The organism is Klebsiella sp. KE9456 (genome assembly GCF_043832615.1).
In the GTDB taxonomy this organism is placed as follows: Bacteria; Pseudomonadota; Gammaproteobacteria; order Enterobacterales; family Enterobacteriaceae; genus Klebsiella; species Klebsiella indica.
Window position 1 is genome coordinate 1 of record NZ_JBDYQK010000036.1, and the last position, 24,209, is coordinate 24,209.

General features: G+C 54.3%; 22 protein-coding genes. 9 read left to right on the top strand and 13 right to left on the bottom strand.

From position 1 onward, the window contains the following. Window positions 1-628 precede the first annotated feature (628 nt). Both ABK821_RS23565 and ABK821_RS23570 read right to left on the bottom strand, forming a co-directional pair. Window positions 629-808, bottom strand: coding sequence for a hypothetical protein (locus ABK821_RS23565; protein WP_138358301.1), 180 nt, complete (start codon window positions 806-808; stop codon window positions 629-631). A 70-nt stretch (window positions 809-878) separates the two neighbouring features. Further along, on the bottom strand, window positions 879-1,229 hold the full coding sequence (locus ABK821_RS23570; RefSeq protein WP_343179223.1) for a hypothetical protein: 351 nt from the start codon (window positions 1,227-1,229) through the stop codon (window positions 879-881). On the opposite strand from ABK821_RS23570, the gene ABK821_RS23575 reads away from it, so the two are divergent. The 4 genes from ABK821_RS23575 to ABK821_RS23590 are packed head-to-tail and all read left to right on the top strand — an operon-like array spanning window position 1,189 to window position 4,253. Further along, window positions 1,189-1,998, top strand: coding sequence for an ABC transporter substrate-binding protein (locus ABK821_RS23575; RefSeq protein WP_138358305.1), 810 nt, complete (start codon window positions 1,189-1,191; stop codon window positions 1,996-1,998). The genes ABK821_RS23570 and ABK821_RS23575 overlap by 41 nt on opposite strands. A 14-nt stretch (window positions 1,999-2,012) precedes the next feature. Beyond that, complete coding sequence (locus tag ABK821_RS23580) at window positions 2,013-2,831, top strand: amino acid ABC transporter ATP-binding protein (RefSeq protein ID WP_138358307.1); 819 nt, start codon at window positions 2,013-2,015, stop codon at window positions 2,829-2,831. Beyond that, window positions 2,828-3,580, top strand: a complete 753-nt coding sequence (locus ABK821_RS23585) for an amino acid ABC transporter permease (RefSeq protein WP_171034793.1) — start codon at window positions 2,828-2,830, stop codon at window positions 3,578-3,580. The genes ABK821_RS23580 and ABK821_RS23585 overlap by 4 nt, the downstream gene beginning before the upstream one ends. Continuing rightward, window positions 3,570-4,253, top strand: a complete 684-nt coding sequence (locus ABK821_RS23590) for an amino acid ABC transporter permease (protein ID WP_138358309.1) — start codon at window positions 3,570-3,572, stop codon at window positions 4,251-4,253. The genes ABK821_RS23585 and ABK821_RS23590 overlap by 11 nt, the downstream gene beginning before the upstream one ends. A gap of 623 nt (window positions 4,254-4,876) precedes the next feature. Here ABK821_RS23590 and ABK821_RS23595 read toward each other — a convergent pair. From ABK821_RS23595 to ABK821_RS23620, 6 genes are all read right to left on the bottom strand, one after another. Beyond that, window positions 4,877-5,581: a fimbria/pilus periplasmic chaperone gene (locus ABK821_RS23595; RefSeq protein ID WP_395034192.1), complete on the bottom strand. Its 705-nt coding sequence runs from the start codon at window positions 5,579-5,581 to the stop codon at window positions 4,877-4,879. After that, window positions 5,550-7,193 carry a hypothetical protein gene (locus ABK821_RS23600; protein WP_395034193.1) on the bottom strand — a complete coding sequence of 548 codons (1,644 nt, stop codon included), beginning with the start codon at window positions 7,191-7,193 and terminating at the stop codon, window positions 5,550-5,552. Before ABK821_RS23600 ends, ABK821_RS23595 begins: the two co-directional genes overlap by 32 nt. Then, a complete protein-coding gene (locus ABK821_RS23605) occupies window positions 7,183-9,708 on the bottom strand; it encodes a fimbrial biogenesis outer membrane usher protein (protein WP_138363187.1) in 2,526 nt (841 codons plus the stop codon). Before ABK821_RS23605 ends, ABK821_RS23600 begins: the two co-directional genes overlap by 11 nt. A gap of 25 nt (window positions 9,709-9,733) precedes the next feature. Continuing rightward, window positions 9,734-10,402, bottom strand: a complete 669-nt coding sequence (locus tag ABK821_RS23610; protein WP_138363188.1) for a hypothetical protein — start codon at window positions 10,400-10,402, stop codon at window positions 9,734-9,736. A 256-nt stretch (window positions 10,403-10,658) separates the two neighbouring features. Next, window positions 10,659-11,246: a common pilus major fimbrillin subunit EcpA gene (locus tag ABK821_RS23615; RefSeq protein ID WP_138363189.1), complete on the bottom strand. Its 588-nt coding sequence runs from the start codon at window positions 11,244-11,246 to the stop codon at window positions 10,659-10,661. Window positions 11,247-11,419: 173 nt separating this feature from the next. Further along, a complete protein-coding gene (locus ABK821_RS23620; RefSeq protein WP_138363190.1) occupies window positions 11,420-11,962 on the bottom strand; it encodes a helix-turn-helix transcriptional regulator in 543 nt (180 codons plus the stop codon). A 968-nt stretch (window positions 11,963-12,930) separates the two neighbouring features. Here ABK821_RS23620 and phnC point away from each other — a divergent pair. The 4 genes from phnC (at window position 12,931) to phnE (ABK821_RS23640) (ending at window position 16,553) form a co-directional block, all read left to right on the top strand. Continuing rightward, window positions 12,931-13,773, top strand: a complete 843-nt coding sequence (gene phnC / locus ABK821_RS23625; protein WP_138363191.1) for a phosphonate ABC transporter ATP-binding protein — start codon at window positions 12,931-12,933, stop codon at window positions 13,771-13,773. 23 nt (window positions 13,774-13,796) lie between these two features. Beyond that, entirely contained in the window at window positions 13,797-14,738 is a 942-nt protein-coding gene (gene phnD / locus ABK821_RS23630) for a phosphonate ABC transporter substrate-binding protein (protein ID WP_138363192.1), read from the top strand. Between the two features lie 64 nt (window positions 14,739-14,802). Next, complete coding sequence (gene phnE / locus ABK821_RS23635) at window positions 14,803-15,675, top strand: phosphonate ABC transporter, permease protein PhnE (RefSeq protein WP_138363193.1); 873 nt, start codon at window positions 14,803-14,805, stop codon at window positions 15,673-15,675. After that, window positions 15,672-16,553 (top strand): phosphonate ABC transporter, permease protein PhnE, encoded by an 882-nt coding sequence (gene phnE, locus ABK821_RS23640; protein WP_138363194.1) that lies wholly within the window; start codon window positions 15,672-15,674, stop codon window positions 16,551-16,553. Before phnE (ABK821_RS23635) ends, phnE (ABK821_RS23640) begins: the two co-directional genes overlap by 4 nt. 103 nt (window positions 16,554-16,656) lie before the next feature. On the opposite strand, the gene ABK821_RS23645 is transcribed toward phnE (ABK821_RS23640), so the two are convergent. The 4 genes from ABK821_RS23645 to ABK821_RS23660 form a co-directional block, all read right to left on the bottom strand. Further along, window positions 16,657-17,319, bottom strand: a complete 663-nt coding sequence (locus tag ABK821_RS23645) for an HAD family hydrolase (RefSeq protein ID WP_343179078.1) — start codon at window positions 17,317-17,319, stop codon at window positions 16,657-16,659. 257 nt (window positions 17,320-17,576) lie between these two features. Beyond that, window positions 17,577-19,361, bottom strand: coding sequence for an aryl-sulfate sulfotransferase (locus tag ABK821_RS23650; RefSeq protein WP_308561167.1), 1,785 nt, complete (start codon window positions 19,359-19,361; stop codon window positions 17,577-17,579). 22 nt (window positions 19,362-19,383) lie between these two features. Next, window positions 19,384-20,127 carry an ABC transporter ATP-binding protein gene (locus tag ABK821_RS23655; RefSeq protein ID WP_138363197.1) on the bottom strand — a complete coding sequence of 248 codons (744 nt, stop codon included), beginning with the start codon at window positions 20,125-20,127 and terminating at the stop codon, window positions 19,384-19,386. Continuing rightward, a complete protein-coding gene (locus ABK821_RS23660; protein WP_142501816.1) occupies window positions 20,124-21,692 on the bottom strand; it encodes an ABC transporter permease in 1,569 nt (522 codons plus the stop codon). The genes ABK821_RS23655 and ABK821_RS23660 overlap by 4 nt, the downstream gene beginning before the upstream one ends. A gap of 224 nt (window positions 21,693-21,916) precedes the next feature. On the opposite strand from ABK821_RS23660, the gene ABK821_RS23665 reads away from it, so the two are divergent. After that, window positions 21,917-22,984 carry an ABC transporter substrate-binding protein gene (locus ABK821_RS23665; protein WP_138363199.1) on the top strand — a complete coding sequence of 356 codons (1,068 nt, stop codon included), beginning with the start codon at window positions 21,917-21,919 and terminating at the stop codon, window positions 22,982-22,984. Here the strand turns inward: ABK821_RS23665 and ABK821_RS23670 are convergent. Beyond that, a complete protein-coding gene (locus ABK821_RS23670; protein ID WP_138363200.1) occupies window positions 22,981-23,925 on the bottom strand; it encodes a LysR family transcriptional regulator in 945 nt (314 codons plus the stop codon). The two genes, ABK821_RS23665 and ABK821_RS23670, sit on opposite strands and share 4 nt — an antisense overlap. Between the last annotated feature and the right edge of the window lie 284 nt (window positions 23,926-24,209).

Below are 24,209 nucleotides of genomic sequence, written 5' to 3' on the forward strand. Positions count from 1 at the left end.
AACGGGATTGGTAGTATGAAGCATGAGAGTTACCTCGTGTTTTGTATAAGGATTCGACACCCATATCAAAACCGGTAACTCTCAACCTTTCAAGGCCATGTGTCAGATCAAGTCGCGACTAATACACCTTATCTCAATATCGCGTTATCCTTCAGGCACATCGGTTCGCAGCGGCCTGAAGCGCACAACGTATAGATATAATGCCGCTCGGTTAAGATTTTTTATATGATTTTGAGTATTTTTCCGGCATGTAAAGCACAGTTCGCCTATAACACCAATACTTTCTTATCGGGGATGAATATATAACCTGACATCTCTCTGCGGCTTTTTAACCGTTCCGCTAATGCTCCTGTTGAGCACATTGCGCTTATCGATAAGCGAGCCGGTGGCGGAAAAGAGGCCAAAAAGCGCCGGGGCAGCAATGAACTGGAGAATGGGGAAACGATGCGCTCAGGGATTGCGCCTGAGGCGCAGGCGAACACGGAAATTAAGCGGATGTATTTTAGCAGGTAAAGAATCCAGGCCATTCAGGGCTGCGGCATCGTTTCCTGCGTTGCCGCAACCGCAAACAGCCTCGCGCTACACAAAGCACACCTCGTTCCAGTAGGCTTCACGCGTCCTGCGCCGCTCAGTATGTTTTATCATGGCGAAACCACCTTGTTTCCACGTTGCCGGGTTCAATTCCGTAAAGACTGGCGACCGGTAATATTGCCTCCATGATTCGTTGGGGATCCTGCTGTCCGGCTTCACCGTCAGATGAAGAAGCCAGCCAGCCCGTTATACGTTGCCACAGCAGCGCGACGTTCATTTTTCTCCTCCGTCAGGAAGCCTCTTTGCTTACGTCTATTTCAACCACAGTTGACGACGGGTGAGAAATATCAATTCCTGATTTGTAATTCTGCCGATTGCATATTACGGCGACCGTTTACCTGCCGGGCCTCTTCACCGGATTGCCGCCTCAATACAGAACCCAACCCGCATGGCCCCGTAGCCTCGGTAAGCACCTCGCTACCGGAGGAAAAAATCGCGCCGGATGTCAAACGAAAGGGATGCTCCAGCCAACCAATATCCCCATCGTTGTTAAGTTCTTTTTCATTATAGATAAGAACTTTTTCTTCTTTGCCGAAGGTGGTCGATTTATGGGAGCGTGATAGCCACAAAATAAAACAGGGATTCAGGGAGAAATTAATGCGTATCGTAAAAACAAAAATCGCGCTGGCGCTGGGCATTCTGCTGCTCGCCGCACAGGCTCAGGCCGATCAACTGGCAGATATCAAAGCCGCCGGAGTGGTCAAAGTCGCCACCTTTGACGCCAACCCGCCGTTTGGCTCGGTAGATCCGAAAACACATAACATTGTCGGCTACGATGTGGATTTCGCCAAAGCGCTGGCGAAATCCCTCGGCGTGAAACTGGAACTGGTCGCCACCAACCCAGCCAACCGCATACCGCTGCTGCAATCCGGGAAAGCCGACCTGATCGTCGCCGATATCACCATTACGCCGGAACGCGCACAGGTTATTGATTTCTCGACACCATATTTCGTTACCGGTCAGCAGTTCCTTGTCCCTGCGAAATCACCGGATAAGCTTGATGACTACAGCAAAGCGCGTATCGGCGCGGTAAAAGGCACCACCGGTGAACAGGCGCTGCATCAGCGTTTCCCGCAGTCGCGCGTGCTCTCTTATGACGATATTCCGCTGGCGCTGACCGCCCTGCGTAACGGTAACGTGCAGGCGATAACCCAGGACAGTACTATCCTTGCCGGGCTGCTGGCGGAAGCGCCGGACAAGGCTAATTTCAAAATCATTCCCGATCTGCTGAGCAAAGAAGAGATTGGCGTCGGCGTGAAAAAAGGCGAGCCGGCTCTGCTGAAAGCGGTAAACGACGAGCTGGTGAATCTGGAGAAATCCGGCGAGGCGAGCAAAATTTACAACGCCTGGTTTGGCCCGGGCACCAAAACGCCACAGCCGCGCGCCTTTACTATCGAAGCTAAATAAGCAGAAAAGAGATTATGTTATCGGCTCTATTTTCACACTCCGCGGCATCCTCCGCGGATTTTTCGCATCTGCAGCGCGCCAGCATTGAATTCCGCGATGTCGCCAAAAGCTACGGCGATCATCAGGTGCTGAGCAGCATTAATTTACAGGTTGATCCCGGCGAAGTGGTAGCGATCCTCGGTCCTTCGGGATCGGGAAAATCAACCCTGATCCGCCTGATCAATCAACTGGAATCCCTGAGCGACGGAGAGATCCTGATTGACGGCAAGCCAACGCGCCAGCTCCCCGCTGGCGCTCTGCGCCAGTTACGCAGCCGGGTCGGCTTTGTCTTTCAGCAGTTTAATCTCTATGCTCACCTGACGGCGCAGGAGAATATCACCCTCGCGCTGGAACGCGTCCATGGCTGGGGGAAAAGCGCCGCCCGCGAGCGGGCTCTGACGTTACTCAGGCAGGTTGGACTCGCCGATAAAGCACAGCAAATGCCCGCTCAGCTGTCCGGCGGCCAGCAGCAACGGGTGGCGATCGCCCGCGCCCTCGCCTCCTCGCCGCAAATCATCCTGTTCGATGAACCGACATCGGCGCTGGACCCGGAGATGATCGGCGAAGTCTTACAGGTCATGAAAGCTCTCGCTCATAGCGGTATTACTATGGTGGTGGTAACGCACGAAATGCAGTTTGCCCGCGAGATTGCCGATCGAGTTGTCTTTATCGACGGTGGAAATATTCTCGAAGTTGCGCCGCCCGCCGAATTTTTCGCCCGGCCTCAGCACGCCCGCGCCCGTCGTTTTCTGCAAAAGGTGCTTGATCCGCTGCACCAGGAGAGTGAGGCGTGATCCCGCATCTCGACTGGCATGGCGTACTGAGCGGGCAAGCATTGCAATGGATAATCTCCGGTTTTCTCACCACCATTTGGGTTAGCACCGCCGGTATCATTCTGGCAACCGTGCTGGCTGTCCTGCTGCTGGCGCTGCGCCTCGGCGGCGGACGGCCCGGCCGTTGGCTGGTAGCCGCCTGGGTTTCGCTGTTCCGCAATACGCCGCTGCTGGTCCAGTTGTTGTTCTGGTATTTTGCCGCCTGGAACCTGCTGCCACTGACAGTGAAGAATTTTATCAATGACGATCACAGTTGGTCGATTCTGCCGGGCGGTGTCTGGTGGCTAACGCCGGAATTTCTCTGCTCAATGTGGGGACTCGGGGTTTTTATCTCAGCATTTTTGATTGAAGAGATCGCCGCCGGGCTCCGCGCAGTCGGCAACGGCCAGCAAGAAGCTGCGCTATCGCAGGGATTCACCCCCTGGCAAGAACTACGCCACATTATGCTGCCGCAAGGGTTGGCTAACGCCTGGCAGCCAATCATCGGCCAGTATCTGAATCTGATGAAGCTCTCTTCTCTGGCCAGCGGTATCGGCTTTGCCGAGCTCACCTACCAGGTGCGGCAAATTGAAAGTTACAATGCCCATGCGCTGGAGGCTTTTGCCATCGGTACCGTGCTGTATCTGGCTCTGGGTATCGTAATGGGACTGGTGTTGGCGCGACTGGGTCCGGGACGAAAACAGCAAGGGAGGGCCCGTTATGAACGCTAATCTGGCAGTGATCGTGGATAATCTCGATTATCTGTTGTGGGGACGGCTGGCGGACGGTATCCCCGGCGGCGTGGTATTAACGCTGCTGATGGCGATCGGCGCCGCCGCGCTGGCGTTGCCCGGGGGGATCCTGCTGGCGGGCATGGCCTGGCGCTACGGCGGAATAGTACGGCGGCTGTTATTTCTGTGGGCAGAGATCATTCGCGGCATTCCGCTGATCTTCGTGATTTTCTGGCTCTGGTATCTGCTGCCGATGCTCACCGGCAGCGATCTGCCGGGAGCCGTGACCGTGACGCTCGCGCTGGCCTGGTTTACCGCCGCATCAGTGATGCATTCAGTGCTGGCAGGCCTGCAATCGCTGCCGCGTGGGCAATATGAAGCAGCGCTTATCCAGGGGTTTTCTTCCGGACAAACGTTGCGCCTGATCCTGCTACCACAGGCTTTACGCAACGTCCAGCCGTCGCTGGTGGGGATATTTCTCGGCCTGTTAAAGGACACTTCACTGGCCTTTATTGTTAACGTGCCGGAACTCACCACCGTCGCCGGACAGGTGAATAACCGGGTACAGATTTACCCGTTGGCAATTTTTGTCTTTACCGGCGCGGTTTACTATCTGCTGTGTTGTTGCCTGAACCTGCTGGCGAATCGTCAGTATGCGAGACGTTCCGTATAAACGTCGCAAATGGCGAAAGATGGCCTAATGCTGGTCAGTTAAAGGCTGTCAGTTGCGTTTATGGCTGGCTGAGCGGTTCTGTCAATCGGTGGTTTAAACGAAAATCTGATTCGGTTGATTCACTAACTGAGCTGATACGGGCTGAAATATAAAGGATATAACTTTTTTATGACTTTCAGCCTCTGAAAAGCCCCTGACGAATAACGGACTCACCGCATGGGGGTTGGGCGCATCAAGGAAACCTGGCGGGAACGCAGGCGCGCATCCAGGACTGGCCGCCAGGACGGCGGCCAGAGGGCGGGTCGAGACAGGGACGTCGAGTCCCGCCCGGTCCGCCAGATGAAGCCGGAGTGGAGCGGACCGCGCAGCGGCAGGTTTTCAGCGCAATGCCGGGGGTGCAGGGGGACGGGCGAAACGTCCCCCTGCCCGTTCACACGCTGTGGATATAACGAATATCCGCGAATTTATAGTGAACGGAACAGACCACGGAATCTGAATGGGTGAAAACGAAAAATGCGTCATGCTCGCCAGAACCACCGATAATGCGATTGCCACAGGCAAATAAAACAAAAGACAACACCGATGATTTGCTTAAGTGAACGGCATTGCGAAAAATGGCCCGGCTACTTCACCGGGCAATCTTTGGTCATTTTAATAAATTTATCGTTATAGATGATGTAATGATTGCCAGGCTGGCGCAGTGAAGCCTGGCGGACAACGTCGCCGGGCCGTAAATACCATGCATCCCCTTCTTCTTCCGTGGTATCGCAGCCAGGCTTGATCAGCAGCTTAAACCAAGTATTCCCGGTATTGCTGACGGTGCCCGCCGCGCGGTCATAGGCCCATTTAAACTGGACCTGACGCGGACGTACGACCAGAATGGTCTCCATCACCACCACCGGATCCATACTGATCTGCATACCGCTGTCAGTGCGCATCACGTAATTACGGGTCGGAATTTCACGAAAGGAAACCCGGTAATAGCGCTCGCGGTTGTCCTTCTGACCGTGGTAGTAAAACTTAAAGTACTCGCTCTCTCCCGCCTGCAACGTAAGCTGACGTGGCGCAAACAGCAGTTCACCGTCCGCCGGGCGAGAGCGCACTTCTTTGCCGCCAGGGCGGTCGATACCGACAATCGAAATCCGGTACAGACGCGCGCTTTTGTTATTGTTCACCACACGCTTCGCGGCAAACTCCGCATCCGCCGCCAGCGAAAAGGTTAAGTTACCGACAGAGATGGCCTGTACCCCTGGCGCTATCCACAGGATCAGCAAGCAGAAGGCCATCCGCCGCCAGTTAATTGATGTTACGCCATGTCGCCTGGACATGAATCTCTCCCGATGCGCTCACTTCACCAAACCAGCCGTTATCTTCTACCGTACGCAGCGATATTGCGTTATCCATGGGGATCGAAAATTTCACCGTTGTTTTGTCCATTTGCCCGACATCCCCGGAAGCATCCGTCCACGGGGTGGTTAACCAGAGCGCGTCGGTCATATCGCGCCAGCTGTCATCACACCCTGCGTCATAGGTTCTGGTGGTTCCACTCTGCGTAAGAAATGAGAGCGTCGCCGGGAACGGTACCCGCGTTACCCCGTCTGATGAGCTAAAAATACAGTATGCGCGTCCGCCAATAACCTGCGAGGGGCCGGTCACTTTAATCAGCACTTCATCGGCGGCAGTCTGGCCGCTGGTGGTGACGATATAGCCAAAGTCCAGAGACGGTTCGCCGCTGCCAACGTAACCTTCACGCGTCGGCGCAGTCGTGTATTCATCGGAAATAATGCTGATACTAAAATCACGCGGTTTAATAACCAGCGAGTTGGAGGTGGAAAACTCATACCAGCCCGATTCCGGTGACGTGGTGTTTTGAAAGCGGAAGTTAAACAGATCTTTGGTATTGATATCGCTGATCCCTAACGCCACCATCTGTTTAAAGAAATTACTGGAGAAGAAGACATAGATTGCGTCCGCAGACTTCATATCATTAAATGTATAATAATAGGCCGTGCCGCTCACCGGCCGCCACGAATTTCCATCGAGGCTGAACTGCATATCATAGGCTCCCACCGCTGAGGACAACGACGAGTTGCTAATCGCCGGAAAAATATGAATGGAAGTATTACTCAGACCATTCGTTTGCAAGCTGTAGTTAACCATTTTGCAGCTCAGACCAGCAAGGCTACCAATGGTCTGCGTCCGGCAATCGGCATTACCTTCGCCCAGGGTCGGCACCCCGTCGCTGTTAATAAAAACTTCCGCCAGCGCATGGGTGTTAATTAACTTCAGGTTTGCCGCTTTGGTATGCGTAACGGTACGCACATACCAGTAGCCTGAATCCTGATCTTTACATCGCCCGCCGTTACTGGCGTCATAGCCGATCGACGTCATGCAGGCATTAATGGTCATGGAAAAGCTGCTGCCTACCGACATCTGTTGCAGATATTGATAGAACGCGTCGGACATCATGCCATGCATCCATTTTTGTCCGCCGGGCGTCACCGTCACGCCATAGAAACCATTGGCATCGGTGGTTTGCGGCTGGATCAGGCTGGTGGCCATATCGCAGCCCGAATACCAGTTGATACAGCGCAGACCGAGCAGGGGATAGGACGCCGGCGAGTTATCCAGCCACATATCGAAATACCAGTTGGCGTACAGACCGGTGTTGTAACCGTTATCGATATAACCCAGGCTCTGCTGATAAATCGTACCCGAACCCGTGTATTTCAGCCCGGTCCAGCGGTTAGCGCCTGTCAATCGCGGATCCAGCCCACCTCCGGGGGTGACAAAAAAGTTATCATCGGAGTTGTTTTCAACGAACACGAATGACATGGCGGGCGCATCGCTCAAGACGGTCTTCGTCACCGCCGCATAAGTTCGTGCCACGCACAGCGACACCGTTAACATGATAAAACATGCCAGCCACTTAGCTTTCATTACCTTCTCCTGTCGGCTGTACGCTGGCCCAGGTGGAGAGCCCCGTACAAACCACATCGCCCACCCACACTGCGCCGCGTGCCTGGCTGAGTTCCAGCGCGACTTCACAGCGCTGGTTCTTGCCGTAGCTGAAATCAATGGTCGGATATTTTTTATCGACATCCATCACGAACTCGCCCTTATCGTCGGTACGGGTGCGACCGATATGGTTATTAATGTGCGCGTTGGCCAGCAGCGTGCCGTCTTCAGCGCGGATGCGCCCGGAAACCGTCACCATTTGTTTTACCTCCGGTTCAATCACCGCCACATTCCCCGGATAAAGGGTCAGATGACTCTTGCGACCGGTAACAATGTCGTAGCTGTCAAACGAATTTTTACTGTTCTGTAGTTCCACTTCATAACGACTATACGGCGACAACGGCAGGTAATTACGATTACCGGAGAGCTGGACAATGCGCCCATTAACTCTGGCGCTCAGCTTGCCGTCATCCTCAAGACCGGTATTGAAAATCACCCCGGCGTTGCCATCGGTTCTCCCGCTGGCGGCGATATTTTTCCCCTGCCAGCCAACGCTGCCATTGGCGGTCAGATTGGTATTCACATAGCCGTCCGCGCTGCTGTTCACATTTAGCGTACCGCTGGAGTAGCGGGTATCAAACTGGGCGTAGGCGCCGCCGCTGAGGGTTTTGTCATCCCCGGTATCGCCGGAAATGGCCCGCGAGATATTCGCGCCGATGGTACGAATGCTGCCTTCATCAAACTGCTTACGCGCCGACAGGTTAGCCATGGTATAGCCGTTCTGGTGCGTCATTCCGGCGCTGAACCAGTTACCGAGCGGCAGCGAGAAATCCAGCGCAATATATTTCCCGGTGCTGGCGCTGCTATCGCCATTATTAAAACGCTGGAGCCCTGCGCGCATGCCCAACGAGCCCCAGGTGCCGGTGTAGAGCGTCTGGTAGTAATCGGCGGTGTAGTAGTGACTGTTATAACGCCGATCGTCGTTATAACTGACGCTGAATGTGCCCAGTTTAGACCACAGCGCATTCAGGTTCAGCGTACCGCCGATCGCCCGGTTATCAGCATTGCTGCGCCGTATCCGATCGCCAATATGGGTTTTCTCCTGGTTGACCCACAGTGAACTGAACCCACCGGGTAAGGTGACGCTAATGCTGCCAACATTGCTCCAGGAACGGTCGCTGGCCAGCATATTTTGCAGGTTCACGTTGACGGATTCCGTCAGCGGTAACGTCAGTCGCGTCTCAGCAACAGCGTTGTTATCGTAGCCGTAGCCGGTCGCTGACCAGCTCAGCGCGCTAACCGAGCCAGAGGCCGAAGCCCCGGCCAGCCAGCTCTCTTTTGCGGGCTGCGACGTCTTACCGCCTCCGGACCAGCGGTCCATATGAAAACTGCCTCCCCAGAACTGCCAGGCCAACGGCGCGCCGGCCCCGCGCCCGCGGCTGAAGAGCTTGTTGACCCGCTGCGTACGTTTACTGACGACCCGCCCGTTCACAATCACTTCAACGTCAATATCATAGATCCCGTAGGGCAGGCCGCGGGTGTCCACTTCATGGTTACCCATCGCGAAGTTCTGTACGCTCATCAGCCGCCCGTCGCGAGTAAGATGAACTTCCCCGGCTGCGGGTAAAAAAGCCACGACCGGCGTGGCCGACTGGGTATTATCGAACACCGTTGAGCTGGCCTGGTTGCCCCACGAAACACCGTAGATCTTCCCTGCTGAAATGGCGGTCATCGGACCAAGAGACTGCAGGTTCCACGTATCCAGCATCCCACCAGCAAAGCGATGACCGGCAAAATCACGCTCATACATCGCCTTATACACTTCGCTGTCCTGGCGACCGGAACCTATGCCATACAACGATCCATCCAGCACCACATGGTGTTCGCGCAGCGCGGTGACGTTATTCAGCGACAGGTAGCTGGAGGTGTTATTGCCCCCATTACGCATCTGATTGTTATAAATCCCGAGGTTATAGTTCAGGGTACTGCTGAGCGAATGAACGCTGGACTGGCCGATATCTTCACTGCGCGAACGCAGTACAGTGCCCAGGGCCTCTTTTTTCACCACCAGTTGCAGCAGCAGTTGGCGCAGACTGAGCTGCAACTGCGCGTTGTCGGTCAGGTTAATGTTCAGTTCTTTGCTGAAAGCTTCATTGGTTAGCGCTGTCAGCTGTTTGCGGGTCTGCTCGCTGACCGTGGCGTTATTATCATTTTCCTCCAGCTGAATCTGCCGTACGCGCAGAACGTCATTATCCAGCCAGATAAAGGCGTTGCCGATCCGCTGATCGTCCTGAGTACCGCGGCTACCTTCGAGGTGAATAAACAGAGGAATGCTCATCCCGTCCTGCAGCGCCTGACTGAAGGCCTGCGGAATCATCACGCCGCCAATTTGTTGTACCTTATCGACAGCGGCGGTGACGCCGGGTGGAACGAACAAAATAACCATGCCCGAGGCAAGGAGCGTTTTTAGTCCTGTGGTAATCCCTGGTAGAGACATAGTCGTGGTCCATTAGCACAGATGTCTATTTCACGGGAACAAACTGCTCGCCCTGCCAGAGCGCGACCCGCCCTCTTTTATCCGCCACGTTGACACGCGTAAAGCGACGTTCTTTTCCCGGCATCAGGAAGTAGTTTTCCTTGCACTCTTTCCCCTCAGCCGCCTTCAGGCACGGCCCATAGGCGAGGATACGCAGCGTGGCGTTGCCGGTATTCACCAACTTTCCGTCGGCATACTGGTAGCGGAAATTCACCTTTCTCGGCGCCACCACCAGGATAGTGCCGATACGCGCCGACGCCGTTGCTACCGCGCTGCGGGCGGCGCTGTTGCGCTGAGCGTCACTTAACGCCTGATCGAACCAGACGATGCGGTAATAGCGCTCTTTATCGTCCGCCGGACCTTTATAGAAAAAACGGATCACGTCGTTGGCTTGTGCAGGCAGCAACAGGCTGGCAGGGGTCAGTAAAATTTCATCCGGCTTATCCATCGGGATCACGTTGCCGTCATCAAGCGGTGAGCTGAGGCGCTCCATACGTATATTGACTAAGCGACCGCTGTCGGTTGTATTTCTGATCTCTTTACTTAACGTACTGCTGTCGCTGTTTATAAATGAGGAGATGTCGCCCACATCCAGCGCCAGGGCTGGCGTCATTCCACTAAGCAACAGGCCGATGGCCAGAATGTGATTTTTCATATGAATTCAGTCCGTGAAATAAGGCCTGGGCTTCCCCCTTGCCTCAAATTGCTGACAAAGTACGTTGTTCTGAAATTGCCCGGTGGCGCTTCGCTTACTCGGGCCTACGAAAAACACATAACATAATGATATTGTTGGTTTTGTAGACCTAACCAGGCATTAGCCGCCACCTGACGGAAATACGAGCACAATATCTGTTCCAGATTTGTCATCAGCCTCAGGCAGGGGCTTCCCCCTGACCGAGGCTATAGTCGGATCAGCTGGTCCAGGTCGCGTCGAACTGGACGCTGACGTCACCACTCCAGATACCTTCCGGCAGCGTGCTGAAATCCGTCACAGCAGTCGTACCATCAGTGGTACCGCTGATGATGGAGAACGTGAAGCCGTCCTGCGCAGTTGTACGGCCAGAAGCGTTATAGCCAGTGGACAGCGCGCTGAGATTACCACCCAGCGTGTTCGTAACCGTATCAATCATGGTGGTGTCACCCGTTTTTTCGACTGCCACGCCGTTATAATCAACGCCGACGCTGAGAGTGGAACCGGAGGTATCCAGTTGAGTCAGGGTATTAGTCAGCAGGCGGGACGTCAGTTTAAACGCGGTGGCGGTGGTATCACCTTCAATAGCCACATCAAACAGACCTTTCTGCGTATTAAATCCTTTAATGCCTTCGGCATACTGGAAAGCCAGGCTGCCCAGCGGCGTCACCACCAGCTTACTGGTGGTATCCTTTTTAGCGGTTGCCGACCAGGTTGCGACTGCCTGAGCAGTCACATCTGCTGCCTGAGCAACCCCCACACCGGCAAACGCAGTGACCAGAGCAATTGCAAGAACCTTTTTTTTCATAGCATTTTCTTCCTGAGTTTAATGAGAGACCCGATGTCCCACTTCTGTGCGCATTTCCCGCCATTATTCAGGGCTCAGGCCATATAAATATTGCCTGTGACCTGAATGACTGGCGGTATAATGACCTTGCGCACATATTTAAAAATTACGTTCACAAAAAAATAATCAGACCGCTAAAGCGCTAATTTATGTATTTTTGAATACAGTTTGGCTTCGGCATTCCGGCGATGAGTATAAACCGTCTTCACGCTGCAATTCTCAATTCTGGCGATAGATTTCGGATGCATTCCTTGCGCCGTCATGCGAATTATTTGCATTTCCCTGTTGGTGATCTTTTCTTTCTTGATATCCTTCCTCAGAAAACGGCCATTAATAACGTAGGCCAGATCCTGACGAATATTATTAGTTAGGTCGACGTAGACTACGCCACGAATTGCGCTATTGTAGTACCAATAATTAGCCAGAGCCTCAGAGCGCCTTGCCGCAATAAGTACAATTTGTTTTCCCTTCATTTCTGCCAGCCACTCATTATCGCGACGAATAAAATAATTCAACGAACTGGCGCTAAGGTTAATAAAAACAAATTCTTTGCACACTTTTTCAAGTGATAAATAAATTAAGCTATCAATATCCAGTATCAGCTCGGAGAGTCCCTTCAAAAAATATTTATCATGCGCCGGCCAGATGCATTTGCTCAGAGAGCATTTACGTTCCATATAAGTCAACCCCATAGTCCTGGAAATCTCGAACATATCACAACACCGCTGACAGTCCTGGCCTGCAAAATATAATTTTGTCAATTCCTCTTTGAAAAAAGGTCACCTGAGGCAAAGAATACTAAAAACATCTGTTTGTTGTGTTTCAGAATTTAGGATTTTTCTCCACGGGTGTCAATAAGTGTGAAAAAGGATAAATGACAATCTACCCAAATGATATCTAAATAATAAAAATAAGAATATTACGTTAAACATAAAAATCATTTACTTTCATGTGGTTATTAGTCACCTGCACGCTGGTTCTTAAATGATTATTATATTTACCAGGATCTTAGCCATAATCTATTAAGACTATTCTCACAAAAATATTCACTCAAAAAATAAAAATAACAAAAAACATTAACTAAAAAAGAATTTAAAACTATAAAACACAAACAATAAAGAATAAAATAAAGAAATTTAACTTAATTAATAAAATTAAAAACCATAAAAAATAATTAAAAAAGATTAAAATTCCATGAACGATAATAAAAATCAATCGCAACCGTATAATCTATATCCAACATCATGCAAGATACATCACAACAGCATACAACAGCGTCGTTATCAGCGCGTCCCCCTAAAAATCTGAAGCCTGTGATGAGAATTCTTAAAATCCCCTCCTGCACAATTCAAATTGCAGGCATCAGGCGATGTCCCGTATCAGGTTATGGTGTCGTCGTTGCGTCCAAAGCCCGTTAAGACGGCTTTACCTCCTCTACTGACCGTGACGTTCATTGTTAAACAACGTTGAACAACACTGACGCGAATCCTGAGAAGGGAGGCCGTGACGCAAGCCGCATAATATAAGAGGGTGCTCCTTTCACCGGCCACTGGCGAGTTCATTATTTGTTCGTCTTACTGTCATCGGGCCGTCATATAAAACGCCATAAATAGTGTCCAGTTGAATGACAAACCCGGACACGTTTATGAACAGTTCTCTGGCTGAGGTTGTGGAAAGCGACTATCAGCAATTTTCCCCCCCATTGACTCACCGACAACGAAAGGTCCTGAGCGTACAGAATCTGAGTAAATCCTACAGTGCACAACAAACCGTGCTGGATAGCATCAGTTTTGATCTTTATGCCGGCGAGTTAGTTGGCGTGATTGGTCGATCCGGCGCCGGAAAATCGACCCTCTTGCATGTACTGAATGGCACCCATAGGGCCAGCGGCGGCGAGATCCTGAGCTATCCGGAAGTCGGGGCGGCGCAGGAAATCTCAACGCTGTCAGGGCGTGCATTAAACGCCTGGCGTAGCCAGTGCGGAATGATCTTTCAGGACTTCTGTCTGGTCCCGCGCCTTGACGTTTTAACCAATGTGTTGCTGGGACGGCTAAGCCAGACCTCAACTCTGAAATCATTATTCAAAGTCTTTTCTGATGCCGACCGGGCCCGCGCTATCTCCCTGCTGGAGTGGATGAATATGCTGCCCCACGCGCTACAACGGGCGGAAAACCTCTCCGGCGGTCAGATGCAGCGTGTCGCTATCTGCCGGGCGCTGATGCAAAGCCCCCGAATTTTACTGGCCGATGAACCGGTCGCCTCTCTGGATCCGAAAAATACCCAGCGCATCATGAATGTTCTTCGCGAAATTAGCGAACAGGGTATCAGCGTGATGGTAAACCTGCATTCGGTGGAGCTGGTGCGTGAATATTGCACCCGGGTTATTGGCGTAGCCAAAGGCAAGATTATTTATGACGACCATCCCACTCAGCTTAGTCAGGATATTCTGCAACGGCTGTATGGCGATGAAATTAGCCAATTGCATTAAATTTCACTCACACGGACAAAATAATGAAAAAGTACATCACTGGCGCAGTTCGTTTATCCGCAGCGGTTGCAGGCATTATGATGGCGTGGCAGGCAAGCGCCGCTGAACAACCGAAGGAGTTAAATCTGGGTATCCTTGGCGGTCAGAACGCAACGCAGCAAATTGGTGATAACCAGTGCGTTAAACAGTTCCTGGATAAAGCGCTGAACGTCGATACGAAATTACGTAACTCTTCCGACTATTCCGGCGTTATCCAGGGCCTGCTGGGCGGCAAAGTTGACGTGGTATTAAGTATGTCCCCCTCATCGTATGCCTCGGTTTATCTTAATAATCCAAAGGCCGTCGATATTGTGGGGATTGCCGTGGATGATAAAGATCAGTCCCGCGGCTACCACTCGGTGGTGATTGTTAAAGCGGACAGTCCGTATAAAAAGTTAGAAGACCTGAAAGGCAAAGCGTTTGGCTTCGCCGACCCGGATTCCACTTCCGGTTTTTTAATTCCGAACCACGCGTTTAAACAGCAGTTCGGCGGCACCTCGGATAATGAATATAACCACTTTTTCTCCAGCGTGACCTTCTCCGGCGGGCACGAACAGGACATTCTTGGCGTGCTGAACGGCCAGTTTGCCGGCGCGGTAACCTGGACTTCAATGGTGGGCGACTATAATACCGGCTACAGCGTCGGCGCCTTCAACCGTCTGATTCGTATGGATCACCCGGACCTGATGAAGCAAATCCGTATTATCTGGAAATCACCGCTGATCCCAAATGGCCCGATTCTGGTCAGCAACGCCCTGCCAGCGGACTTTAAAGCCAAAGTCATCACCGCGATTAAAAAGCTGGATACTGACGATCACGCCTGTTTCATCAAAGCGATGGGCGGTACGCAACATATCGGCCCGGGCAGCGTGGCTGATTTCCAGCAGATCATTGATATGAAACGCGAACTGGTTAACGCACGTTAACCCCGCCCTGATGCCGCCGCCCGGCACTTATCGCCGGCGGCGACTGGTAGAGACATCGCGACACATGAATAACACTCATACCGAATTTGAACGCTATTATCAGCAGGTTCGCGCGCGGCAAAAGCGCGATACTTTCAGCTGGTCAGTGCTACTGTTGGTGCTCTATTTCGCCGCTGGCAATATGGCGGAATTTAATCTCTTTACGATCTGGCATTCGCTGCCCAACTTTCTCGATTACATGCTTGAAACCTTGCCAACTCTCCATGTTGCCGAACTGTTTGCCGATTCGCACACCAAAGGTTCGCTGGCCTGGTGGGGCTATCGTCTGCCGATACAACTGCCGCTGATCTGGGAGACGCTACAGCTGGCGCTGGCGTCCACGCTGGTGGCTGTGGCAAGCGCCACGGTGCTGGCGTTTGTCGCCGCCAATAACGCCTGGTCCCCGGCCCCGCTGCGCTTTACCGTGCGCGTGCTGGTGGCTTTTCTGCGCACCATGCCGGAACTGGCGTGGGCGGTCATTTTCGTCATGGCCTTTGGCATCGGGGCGATCCCCGGCTTTCTGGCCTTAATGCTGCACACCATCGGCAGCCTGACCAAGCTGTTTTATGAAGCGGTAGAGAGCGCACAGGATAAACCGGTCCGCGGCCTGGCCGCCTGCGGCGCGTCTCGGTTGCAGCGCATCCGTTTCGCTCTGTGGCCTCAGGTGAAACCTATTTTTCTCTCCTACGGTTTTATGCGTCTGGAAATTAACTTTCGCTCCTCAACCATTCTTGGTCTGGTGGGCGCCGGAGGTATCGGCCAAGAGTTGATGACCAATATCAAACTGGATCGTTACGATCAGGTCAGCATTACGCTGTTGTTGATTATTATCGTGGTGTCGCTGCTGGATATTCTGTCCGGCCGTCTGCGGCGCTGGGTTGTGGAGGGGAAACAATGAGTCAGTGGCAGAACCAACCGGATATCGCCGCCAGCCGTCGCCAGCATCAAGATTTGTATCAGGTCCAGGGACGCTATCTGCGCTATGTCGCCCTGCTGACGCTGACCTGCGTGCTCTATTATGTCTGGTTTTTTATGCAATTCGGCATCAGCGGCCAGCAACTCATCACCGGGGTTCAGCAAATCGGTCGCTATCTGCTGCGGATGTTCGTCTGGCATGACTTTTTCAACTGGCCGTTCGGTTATTATTTCACGCAAATCGCCATTACCCTGGCTATCGTTTTTGCCGGCACAATTACCGCAACGGTGATCGCCCTCATGCTCTCATTTCTTGCCGCACGCAACATTATGCGCGGCGTTATTCCGGGGATTATCGCTCTGCTGATGCGCCGATTGTTTGATATCCTGCGCGGGATTGATATGGCGATCTGGGGGTTGATTTTTGTCCGCGCCGTCGGGCTCGGGCCGCTGGCCGGGGTACTGGCGATTATCATGCAGGATACCGGTCTGCTGGGTCGTCTGTATGCCGAAGGACATGAGGCGGTTGACCGCGCGCCGGGTCGCGGGCTAACCGCAGTAGGCGCCAACGGTTTACAGAAACATCGCTTTAGCATTTTCACTCAATCTTTCCCGACGTTTCTGGCGCTGAGTCTGTATCAGATTGAATCCAATACCCGTTCAGCCGCGGTACTCGGTTTTGTCGGCGCGGGCGGCATCGGCCTGATTTACGCGGAAAATATGCGCTTATGGAACTGGGATGTCGTGATGTTTATCACCCTGATTCTGGTCGCGGTGGTGATGGTGATGGATACGCTTTCCGCCTGGCTGCGCCGCCGCTATATCGGCGGTAGCGTGGTGCCGTTGTTTAAACCTGATTAGTTGCGCGATCACAACAACATTCCCGGAGGCGGCGTGCTGCGTCTTCCGGGCTACCTGACCGCACGAACAGGTAACCCGGATAACGCATTTAGCGCCGGGGAAATCACAACCGCCACTCCAGCACCGGCCACTGATACTGCACATTCGCCGCTATCAGCTGCGGGCAAGGGTTGACCAGCCGCACGTGGTCGACATGCAGACACAGCGGCAGGTCGTTAATCGAATCGGTATAGAACGTCGTCTCGCCTGAGTATTCGGGGTGCGCCTGTCGCCACTGCGCCAGACGCACTACCTTCCCCTGCTGATAGCTCGGCGTGCCGGCAATCACGCCGCTATAGCCGCCGTCAACCATCTCCACATCAATCCCCAGCGCCTGTTCAATACCCAGTTCCTTCGCGACCGCCTGCACCAGCAGGCTAACCGATGCGGAGATAATCAGCATCTGTTCGCCTCGCGCCTGTTGTGTCCGAATAACGTCCCACGCCTGCGGATAAACGCGCGGCACGATCTCTTCGCGAACGCAGCGCGCCAGCAGGCTATCCACTTCCGGCCTGGCTACACCGATCAGCGACGCCTGAATCAGAGCCACGTAATCGGCGATATTCATTTCGCCGCAATCGTAGTCGGCCATCATCTTCGCTTCACGCGCCAGATAGTCCGGATCGTTCACCCAGCCTTCACGCACCATAAAGCGACTCCACACCGTGCTGCTATCGCCCTTAATTAAGGTGTTATCCAGATCGAAAATTGTCAGTCTTTTACTCATCGTTCGTTTCCCATAATCAGCAGATGGTCTCGCGAGAGTATGCGTCAAGAACAGTGACAAGAGAATGACGCGGGCGAAATGCCCGGATTACGGGCAGCGCGGCGTTCACTTTCGCCGCGCAAAACAGCGACATTATCCCGCAAGTATCGCCAGCATCTCGATGGTCGACCCACAAAGATGATCAAAACCACGCTGACGTAGCGATAAAAACCACTTACAGGCGCCACAACGCAGGATAAAAGGGCGCTATCACCGGATCATGCCAGTGCGCTATTGAGCCAGTCGAATAGACTTTCCACCGAGGCCTGCGCAGGCGCGCGGACTGTCGGTTGCCCCGGTTTTAACAGCAATAGCGTCGGCAATCCTCGAACGCCCAGCTCGCTCGCCAGCGCCTGATGCTGGTCGGCATCCAGATAACGCGTATCAAGCTGAGCGGTCCGCTGGCTAATTTTTTGATTTCCCAGCTGTTGCCAGAGTTTGCGGCAATGCACACAGCGCTCCGCGCCAACAAATAATAGTATTGGCTGACCGCTCTCCAGCTCGCTCGCCGCGCTTATCGGCCTGAACGCGCTTTCCGCAACGCGGAACAGTTTCGGGCTGCGGCGCAACGTGTCATTATCGGTCGCCACACATAACGCATCGGCGCTTTTACTGTATGGTTTTACGCCTGCTACCCGCACCACGCTCTGCGCCGGACCCGCCGCCGCGCCTGGCTGGCGCAGGGTACGCACATCCACCGCCGCAATCGGCGTTTCCTGGGGCTGTGCGAGCTGCGGTATCCAGGCGTAAGGGATACGGTAAGCGCGATAAACCATATTGTTGTTCAGCGTTTTGCCCCAGAACGGCGAAATATATTCCCAGACGATCTCATGGTCGCGGGTCACTTCAAAAATGCGGCCATTCGAACCTTCGTTAATCAGGGTATTACCGTTTTCCAGACGTTGCATATTGCTGATATAGGGGCTGTAGAAACGGTAAGAGTCGGTTGGCTGCGGCAGAGACGCCTCATAAGGCGAATAGCGCCACTCAATATCGAGAGTCAGTGGATTGATCTCAAGTATTCGGGAGTAGTCGCGCCAGGCGTTTTTCACCCCGTCCGCCGACGCCGGGTTTGGCGCGCCGTATCCGGCCCAGCCGCCGTTATCGAAAATCAGGATATTGCCCGCGCCCGGCAGCCCTTGCGGGATCATATGCGCATGGTGCTGGCCGATAATCCAGCCGATATGCTTCAGCTCCGGTTTGCTGTAGTCCGGGCCAAGCTGCCAGACGATCTTGCCGCTCGGCTTATCAATGATGGCGATAATGTTGGATTCGCGGGCGTCCCAGATAATATTATCGGGATGGAAGCGCGCATCACCGGCGTCATACCATTTATTCGGTCCTAACGCCGACATCGAGTTGATATGCATCCAGTCGCCCATTCCGCCGCCGCTGGCACGCATGTTTGGATTATTGTACAGCGCAGTGCGCGCCGCGTCGTCGAATCCCAGTTCGTGAAAATGATCGCTGCAGCGCCACTCCCATACAACATTACCCTGCCAGTCGACTTCAATAATCACGTCATCCAGCAGCAGCTTGTCGGAGATCGCGTCATTAACCAGATTGGTATGGGCGAGGATCAGGGTGTTGCCTCCCTCAACCTGCGGCTCCAGCCCCGGCGCGTAGTAACCCACCGGATTGCCCGCACGCTGATAATCGTGATGCGCGCGCGCCATCCAGCGTGTTTCATTGCCGGGGTCGCTCACCTGCTCGTAACGGTCGAATTTCCAGGTCACGTTACCTTCCCAGTCCACCTGAATCAGGTCGAGCATATCCTGCATACCGTAGCGCGGGTCACGCTCACCGCTGTGACCAAGGATCGTGCCGCCGGGCAGAATTTTATTGGGAAAGCCGTGCAGTTCAGGCCATTCACGCACGACGTGACCGTTCATATCCACCAGTACCGCGCCGTATTCCGTCGCCTGGAAAAGGGTGTAGCCGCTCCAGGCGCGCTGGGGATCGTAAAGCGTGGCGCCAGTCGGATAGACAGAAGGATGTCCCATGTGTTGCTCCTTAATAAAAAAATCAGTCAGAAGTAATCAGATTGCGAATCTGGCGGCAGGCGGCGGTAAACCCGTCATCGTCACGCTGGCGTGGATGCGGCAGTGTTAAACTCACTACTTCGCGTATCCTCCCCGGACGCGGCGTGAGCACCACCACCCGGTCGGCGAGCGCTACCGCCTCTTCAACATCGTGCGTCACCAGCAACGTGGTGGTTCCCGCGCGTTGGTGGATCTGTAAGAGCTCCTGCTGCAGGGTATGGCGCGTCAGGGCATCCAGCGCGCCAAAAGGTTCATCCAGCATCAGGATCTGCGGACGGGCGACCAGACCACGGGCGATGGCGACCCGCTGGGCCATTCCGCCGGAAAGCTGAGCGGGCAACGCACTGGCGAATTCGCTTAACTGCACGCGATCCAGCATTTCCTGCGCCCGCTGGCGTTTCGCCGCCCGACTGAGCTTTTCGTCCGCCAGGCCAAGCATCACGTTGTCGATAACGTTAAGCCACGGAAACAGACGCGGTTCCTGAAATACAATGCCCCGTTCTTTACCCACGCCCGTTACCGGCTCGCCATTAATGCGAATTTCACCCTGAGTCGCCGACTCCAGGCCCACCAGCATCCGCAGCAGCGTCGATTTACCGCAGCCGCTGCTGCCCACCAGCGCCACCAGTTCACCGGCGGCGATATCCAGACTGAAATTGTGTAGCGCCGTTACCTGTTGCCAGGATTTACGTACCTGGCGAAAAGAGACCAGAGTTGAAGAGGTCATAGTTGCTCCTGTTGTCGCCAGCGAGTGGCGCGCATTTCCAGTAAACGCCCGGTTTTATCCAGCACCGCGCCGGTAATACCGACCAGCACCATACCGCAGAGAATGGTCGGCATATCCAGCAACTGCTGAGCATTGATCATCAGGCTGCCGATCCCGACACCGGAGGACATGAAATACTCTGCGCCAATATTGCCAAGCCAGGCGTAAATCAGCGCCAGCCGCAGACCAGCAAAAATCCCCGGCGCGGCGCCGGGAAGAATCAGCCTGCGCAAGCGCGCAATGCCATCCAGGCGCAACACTCTGGCGACTTCATCGAGCTGCGGGCTACGCTGAAACACAGCCTGAAGGGTGCTAAAGAACATGGGAAAGAACGAGGCCAGCGCGATAAAGACAATTTTGCCGCCGTTATCATTGCCGACCCATGCGGTCAGCAATGGCAGCCAGGCAAACAGTGCGATATGGCGCAGTACATTAAACGTAGGGGTAAAGATCTGCCCGGCGCGCGGACGTAGCGCCAGCAGCAGCCCGCATAACAGACCGCTGGCGATCCCCAGCGCGCCGCCAACAACGGCCCGTCCGAGGCTTGCCAGCATCGCAGCGGTCAGCTCTCCGCTTGTGACCCCACGGACAAAACGCTCCGCCACCGCCAGCGGCGAAGAGAATAATGCGCTATCGATCCAGCCCCACTGGCTGGCCAGTTGCCACAGCGCCAACAGTACGAACGGCAGCGGTAGCGCTCGCCAGCTGGCCCGCGGTTTCCAGGCCAGGCGTCCGGCGGCCGGTTGCGGCCAGAACACCAATCGGGAACAGGCCCGGTTCGCCGCCCACTCCATCAGCATGCCGCTAAGGCCCACAACCGCAATGGTGACAAAGACGATATCCAGTTGAAACAGCTGGCGCCCCCAGACCATCAGGTAGCCAATGCCTTCAGAGGAAGCCAGCAGTTCGACAACGATAAGCGATACCCAGGCCTGCGAAAGCGCCAACCGCAGGCCGGTAAACCAGCCCGGCAGACTTGCCGGGATCACCAGCCAGCGCAGCCGCTGCCAGCGAGAGAAATTCATCACGCTTCCGGCTTCGCTCAGGAGCAGCGGCACGCTGGCAACCGCCTGTTGCGTGTTGATGACCATCGGCACAATGGTGGTTTTGACGATAACCGCCAGCTTAAGACCGTTATCAATACCGAACAGCACCATAAAGAGAGGGATCCAGCCCAGCGTCGGGATTTGCGCCAGGGCATAAAACAGCGGCTCCACCCGCTGCGCGACCGCCGGCACCAGGCCAAACAGTGCGCCCAGCAGCGTTCCGACAATGGCGCCCAGCAGCAGACCAAGCGCCAGATGCTGGAGGCTAAATCCCCATTGCGCCAGCAGATCGCCGCTCAGCAGCGACAGCGCGGTATCGGCAACCACCGACGGCGCGGGCAGAATTTGTTCCGGCATCCACCGTTCTCGGGCGGCGACGTACCACAGCAGCAGCAATAACGCGGGTAGCAGCCACGGCCAGCCGTTAAGCCTGAAGTCAGGCCTGCCGGGGGCTTCGGTTCTTAAGATCATCTGCGACATATCGATCCACGTTTCGGGAAGTTATGCCGCTATAAGAACGTGACTCGCGCTGCACCGCCATTGCATTAAGGGAATAATGCCGATGCATCAAATGCATTTCGGCCTGCCGGGCGCGCGACCTCTGATTTAGCTTTTTTTATGCAATGCTTTGCGAATAAAAGCATTTAACAGGTCGCCGGGCTGTTCTTTACGGTGAAGAAAAAAACGTAAGGGAACAACAAATTATGATGAAAGCATTTTTTAGCCGCACCCTTCTGGCGTTAGTTACGATTATCGGCCTGCTGACACATGTCCAGGCCGAGGCGCTACATACGATTCGCATCGGCGTACCGGACCAAAGCGCTGGCAGTAAACCGTTTATTGAGGGACCGGTCGGCATGGCGTTTATCCGCCATCAACTGGAAACGGTATTTAAGCCGCAAGGGGTGGAGATTAAATGGCAATTTTTTAAAGGTGCGGGTCCGGCGGTGAATGAAGCGTTAGCCAACCAGCAGCTTGATTTTGTCTATCTCGGCGACCTGGCGGCGATTATCGGCAAAGCAAGCGGGCTGCCAACGCGCTTGCTGCTGGGCAGCCGCGGTTCGGAATCTTACCTTGCGGCGACCAAAGCCTCGGGGATAAAAACGCTGGCGGATCTGAAAGGAAAACGGGTGGCGGTGTATCGCGGCACGGCAGATCAGTTAGCCTTTGACCGGGCCCTGCAAACTGTCGGGCTTAACGAACGTAATTTGCAGGTCATCAATCTTGACTGGAACGCCGGAAAAGCGGCGCTGGCGGCAGGCCGCGTTGATGCTGTCTGGGGCGGCGTTTCTCTACTGGCATTACGCGGCGATAAGATAGATGTGGTGGCGAAAAGCGGTGATTTCGGTCGTCAGAACACCACCCAGGCGGCCTTCCTCGGGAGCCAGGCGTTTATTGACGCGTGGCCCCAGGCAACCCAGCAGATTATTAATGTACTGGTGAAAAACGCGGCTGAAATCAGCGACCCTGCGAATCGCGATGCCTGGTCCGCCGAGATGGCGAAGCAAAGCCAGATTCCGCAGGCGCTATTTCTGGAAAAATTACAGCCGCAGGATCTGAATTTTGTCACCTCACCGCGCATCGACCCGTTCCTGAGCGATAGCTTTAGCAGCAGCGTCGAACAGGCCCACGCTGGCCGCCTGATCCGCAGCGCTTTTGATGTGAGTCAGTGGGTAGACGGCAAGTTTGTCGAGCAGGCGCTGAAAACCCAGCAACTGGAAAAACACTGGCCGCTGTACGATGCGAAAGGCCAGCCGGTCAGCGCCGGTTAAGTTCTCCCGTTCTGAGCCAACAACTGAAGCGGTGACTGGCGGTCAGTATGGAGAATAATCTCAATCAGCTTCTCCACCAGCGGTGGCAGAACCGCGTGGACCGGGGAAATAATGGCGAACCGGGTCTGCATCAGCCGCCACTCATCGGGCAGATCGCTGAGCTCCAGCCTGACCAGCCGGTGGCTGTGCTGGCAAAGGGCGAAGCCATCTTCGCTGGCGAAACTTATCGCGTCGGTATGGGCCAGAATGGAGAAAAGCGCATAGAGGTGATCGCACTGAATCGCCGGAGTAAAGTCCTGCTGTTGGCTGAGCGTCGCCAGCACTTTCCGCACGCCAGGCGGTAGACAGGGCGCCACAAAGGGATAGCGCAACATCGACTGAATAGAGACCGCACCCTGTTTAGCCAGCGGATGGTCGGCGTGACAGACGAAAAAGCAGCGCCGCGGGCTGAGCGGCTGAACGCGTAGCTGCGGATCCAGCTCAGCCTGCCAGCTATCGGCGACCACAAAGGGATACTGCTGTGTGGTGAGCGCTTGATGCAGGGTAATCCAGTTATCAATATGAAAGCGCACCCTCGCCTGCGGCAGCAGACGATGAAACTCACCGATAGCGCCCGGAATCAGCCCGGCTACGGGCCCCGGACCGCAGCCAAAAGCGACTTCACCGTTCTGCGCATCATCCGCCTCGCGCAACTGGCTGCTGAGTTCAACGTTCAGTTCCTGAAAACGGCGGGCGTAAGGCAGCAGCTTTTGCCCGTGCAGTGTTAGCGTCGGCAGCTTGCCCTGGCGGTCAAATAAAGGATGGCCAATGCTCTGCTCCAGCGCCTGAATGCTGCGGCTGAACGCCGATTGCGACAGACATACCACCTCCGCGGCGCGATTAAAACTGCCGTACTCAACTAACGCCACAAAGTTGCGCAGTTGGCGAAAATCCAAATGCATAGGCTCGTCCCACTCTCTTTTTTATTACACAAAAGTACTGGAGGGCAACCAGGTTGCGCAATGCCGGGATGATGAGGATCTTTCACCTTGACCTGAATCTGAATAAGTCAGCCAGCCTCGCCTTTGTGAAATATTGTTTCCCGAAGAAAAAAATTATTAATGATGGATACGCTGTTTTGGCGTAAATAATGGTTGCTGATTCTCACGGCACCACCCGACATATATTATTTACGTAAGGTTTCGTAAATTTTGCGTTTGGTCATTCTGACACAGTAGCGAATCGG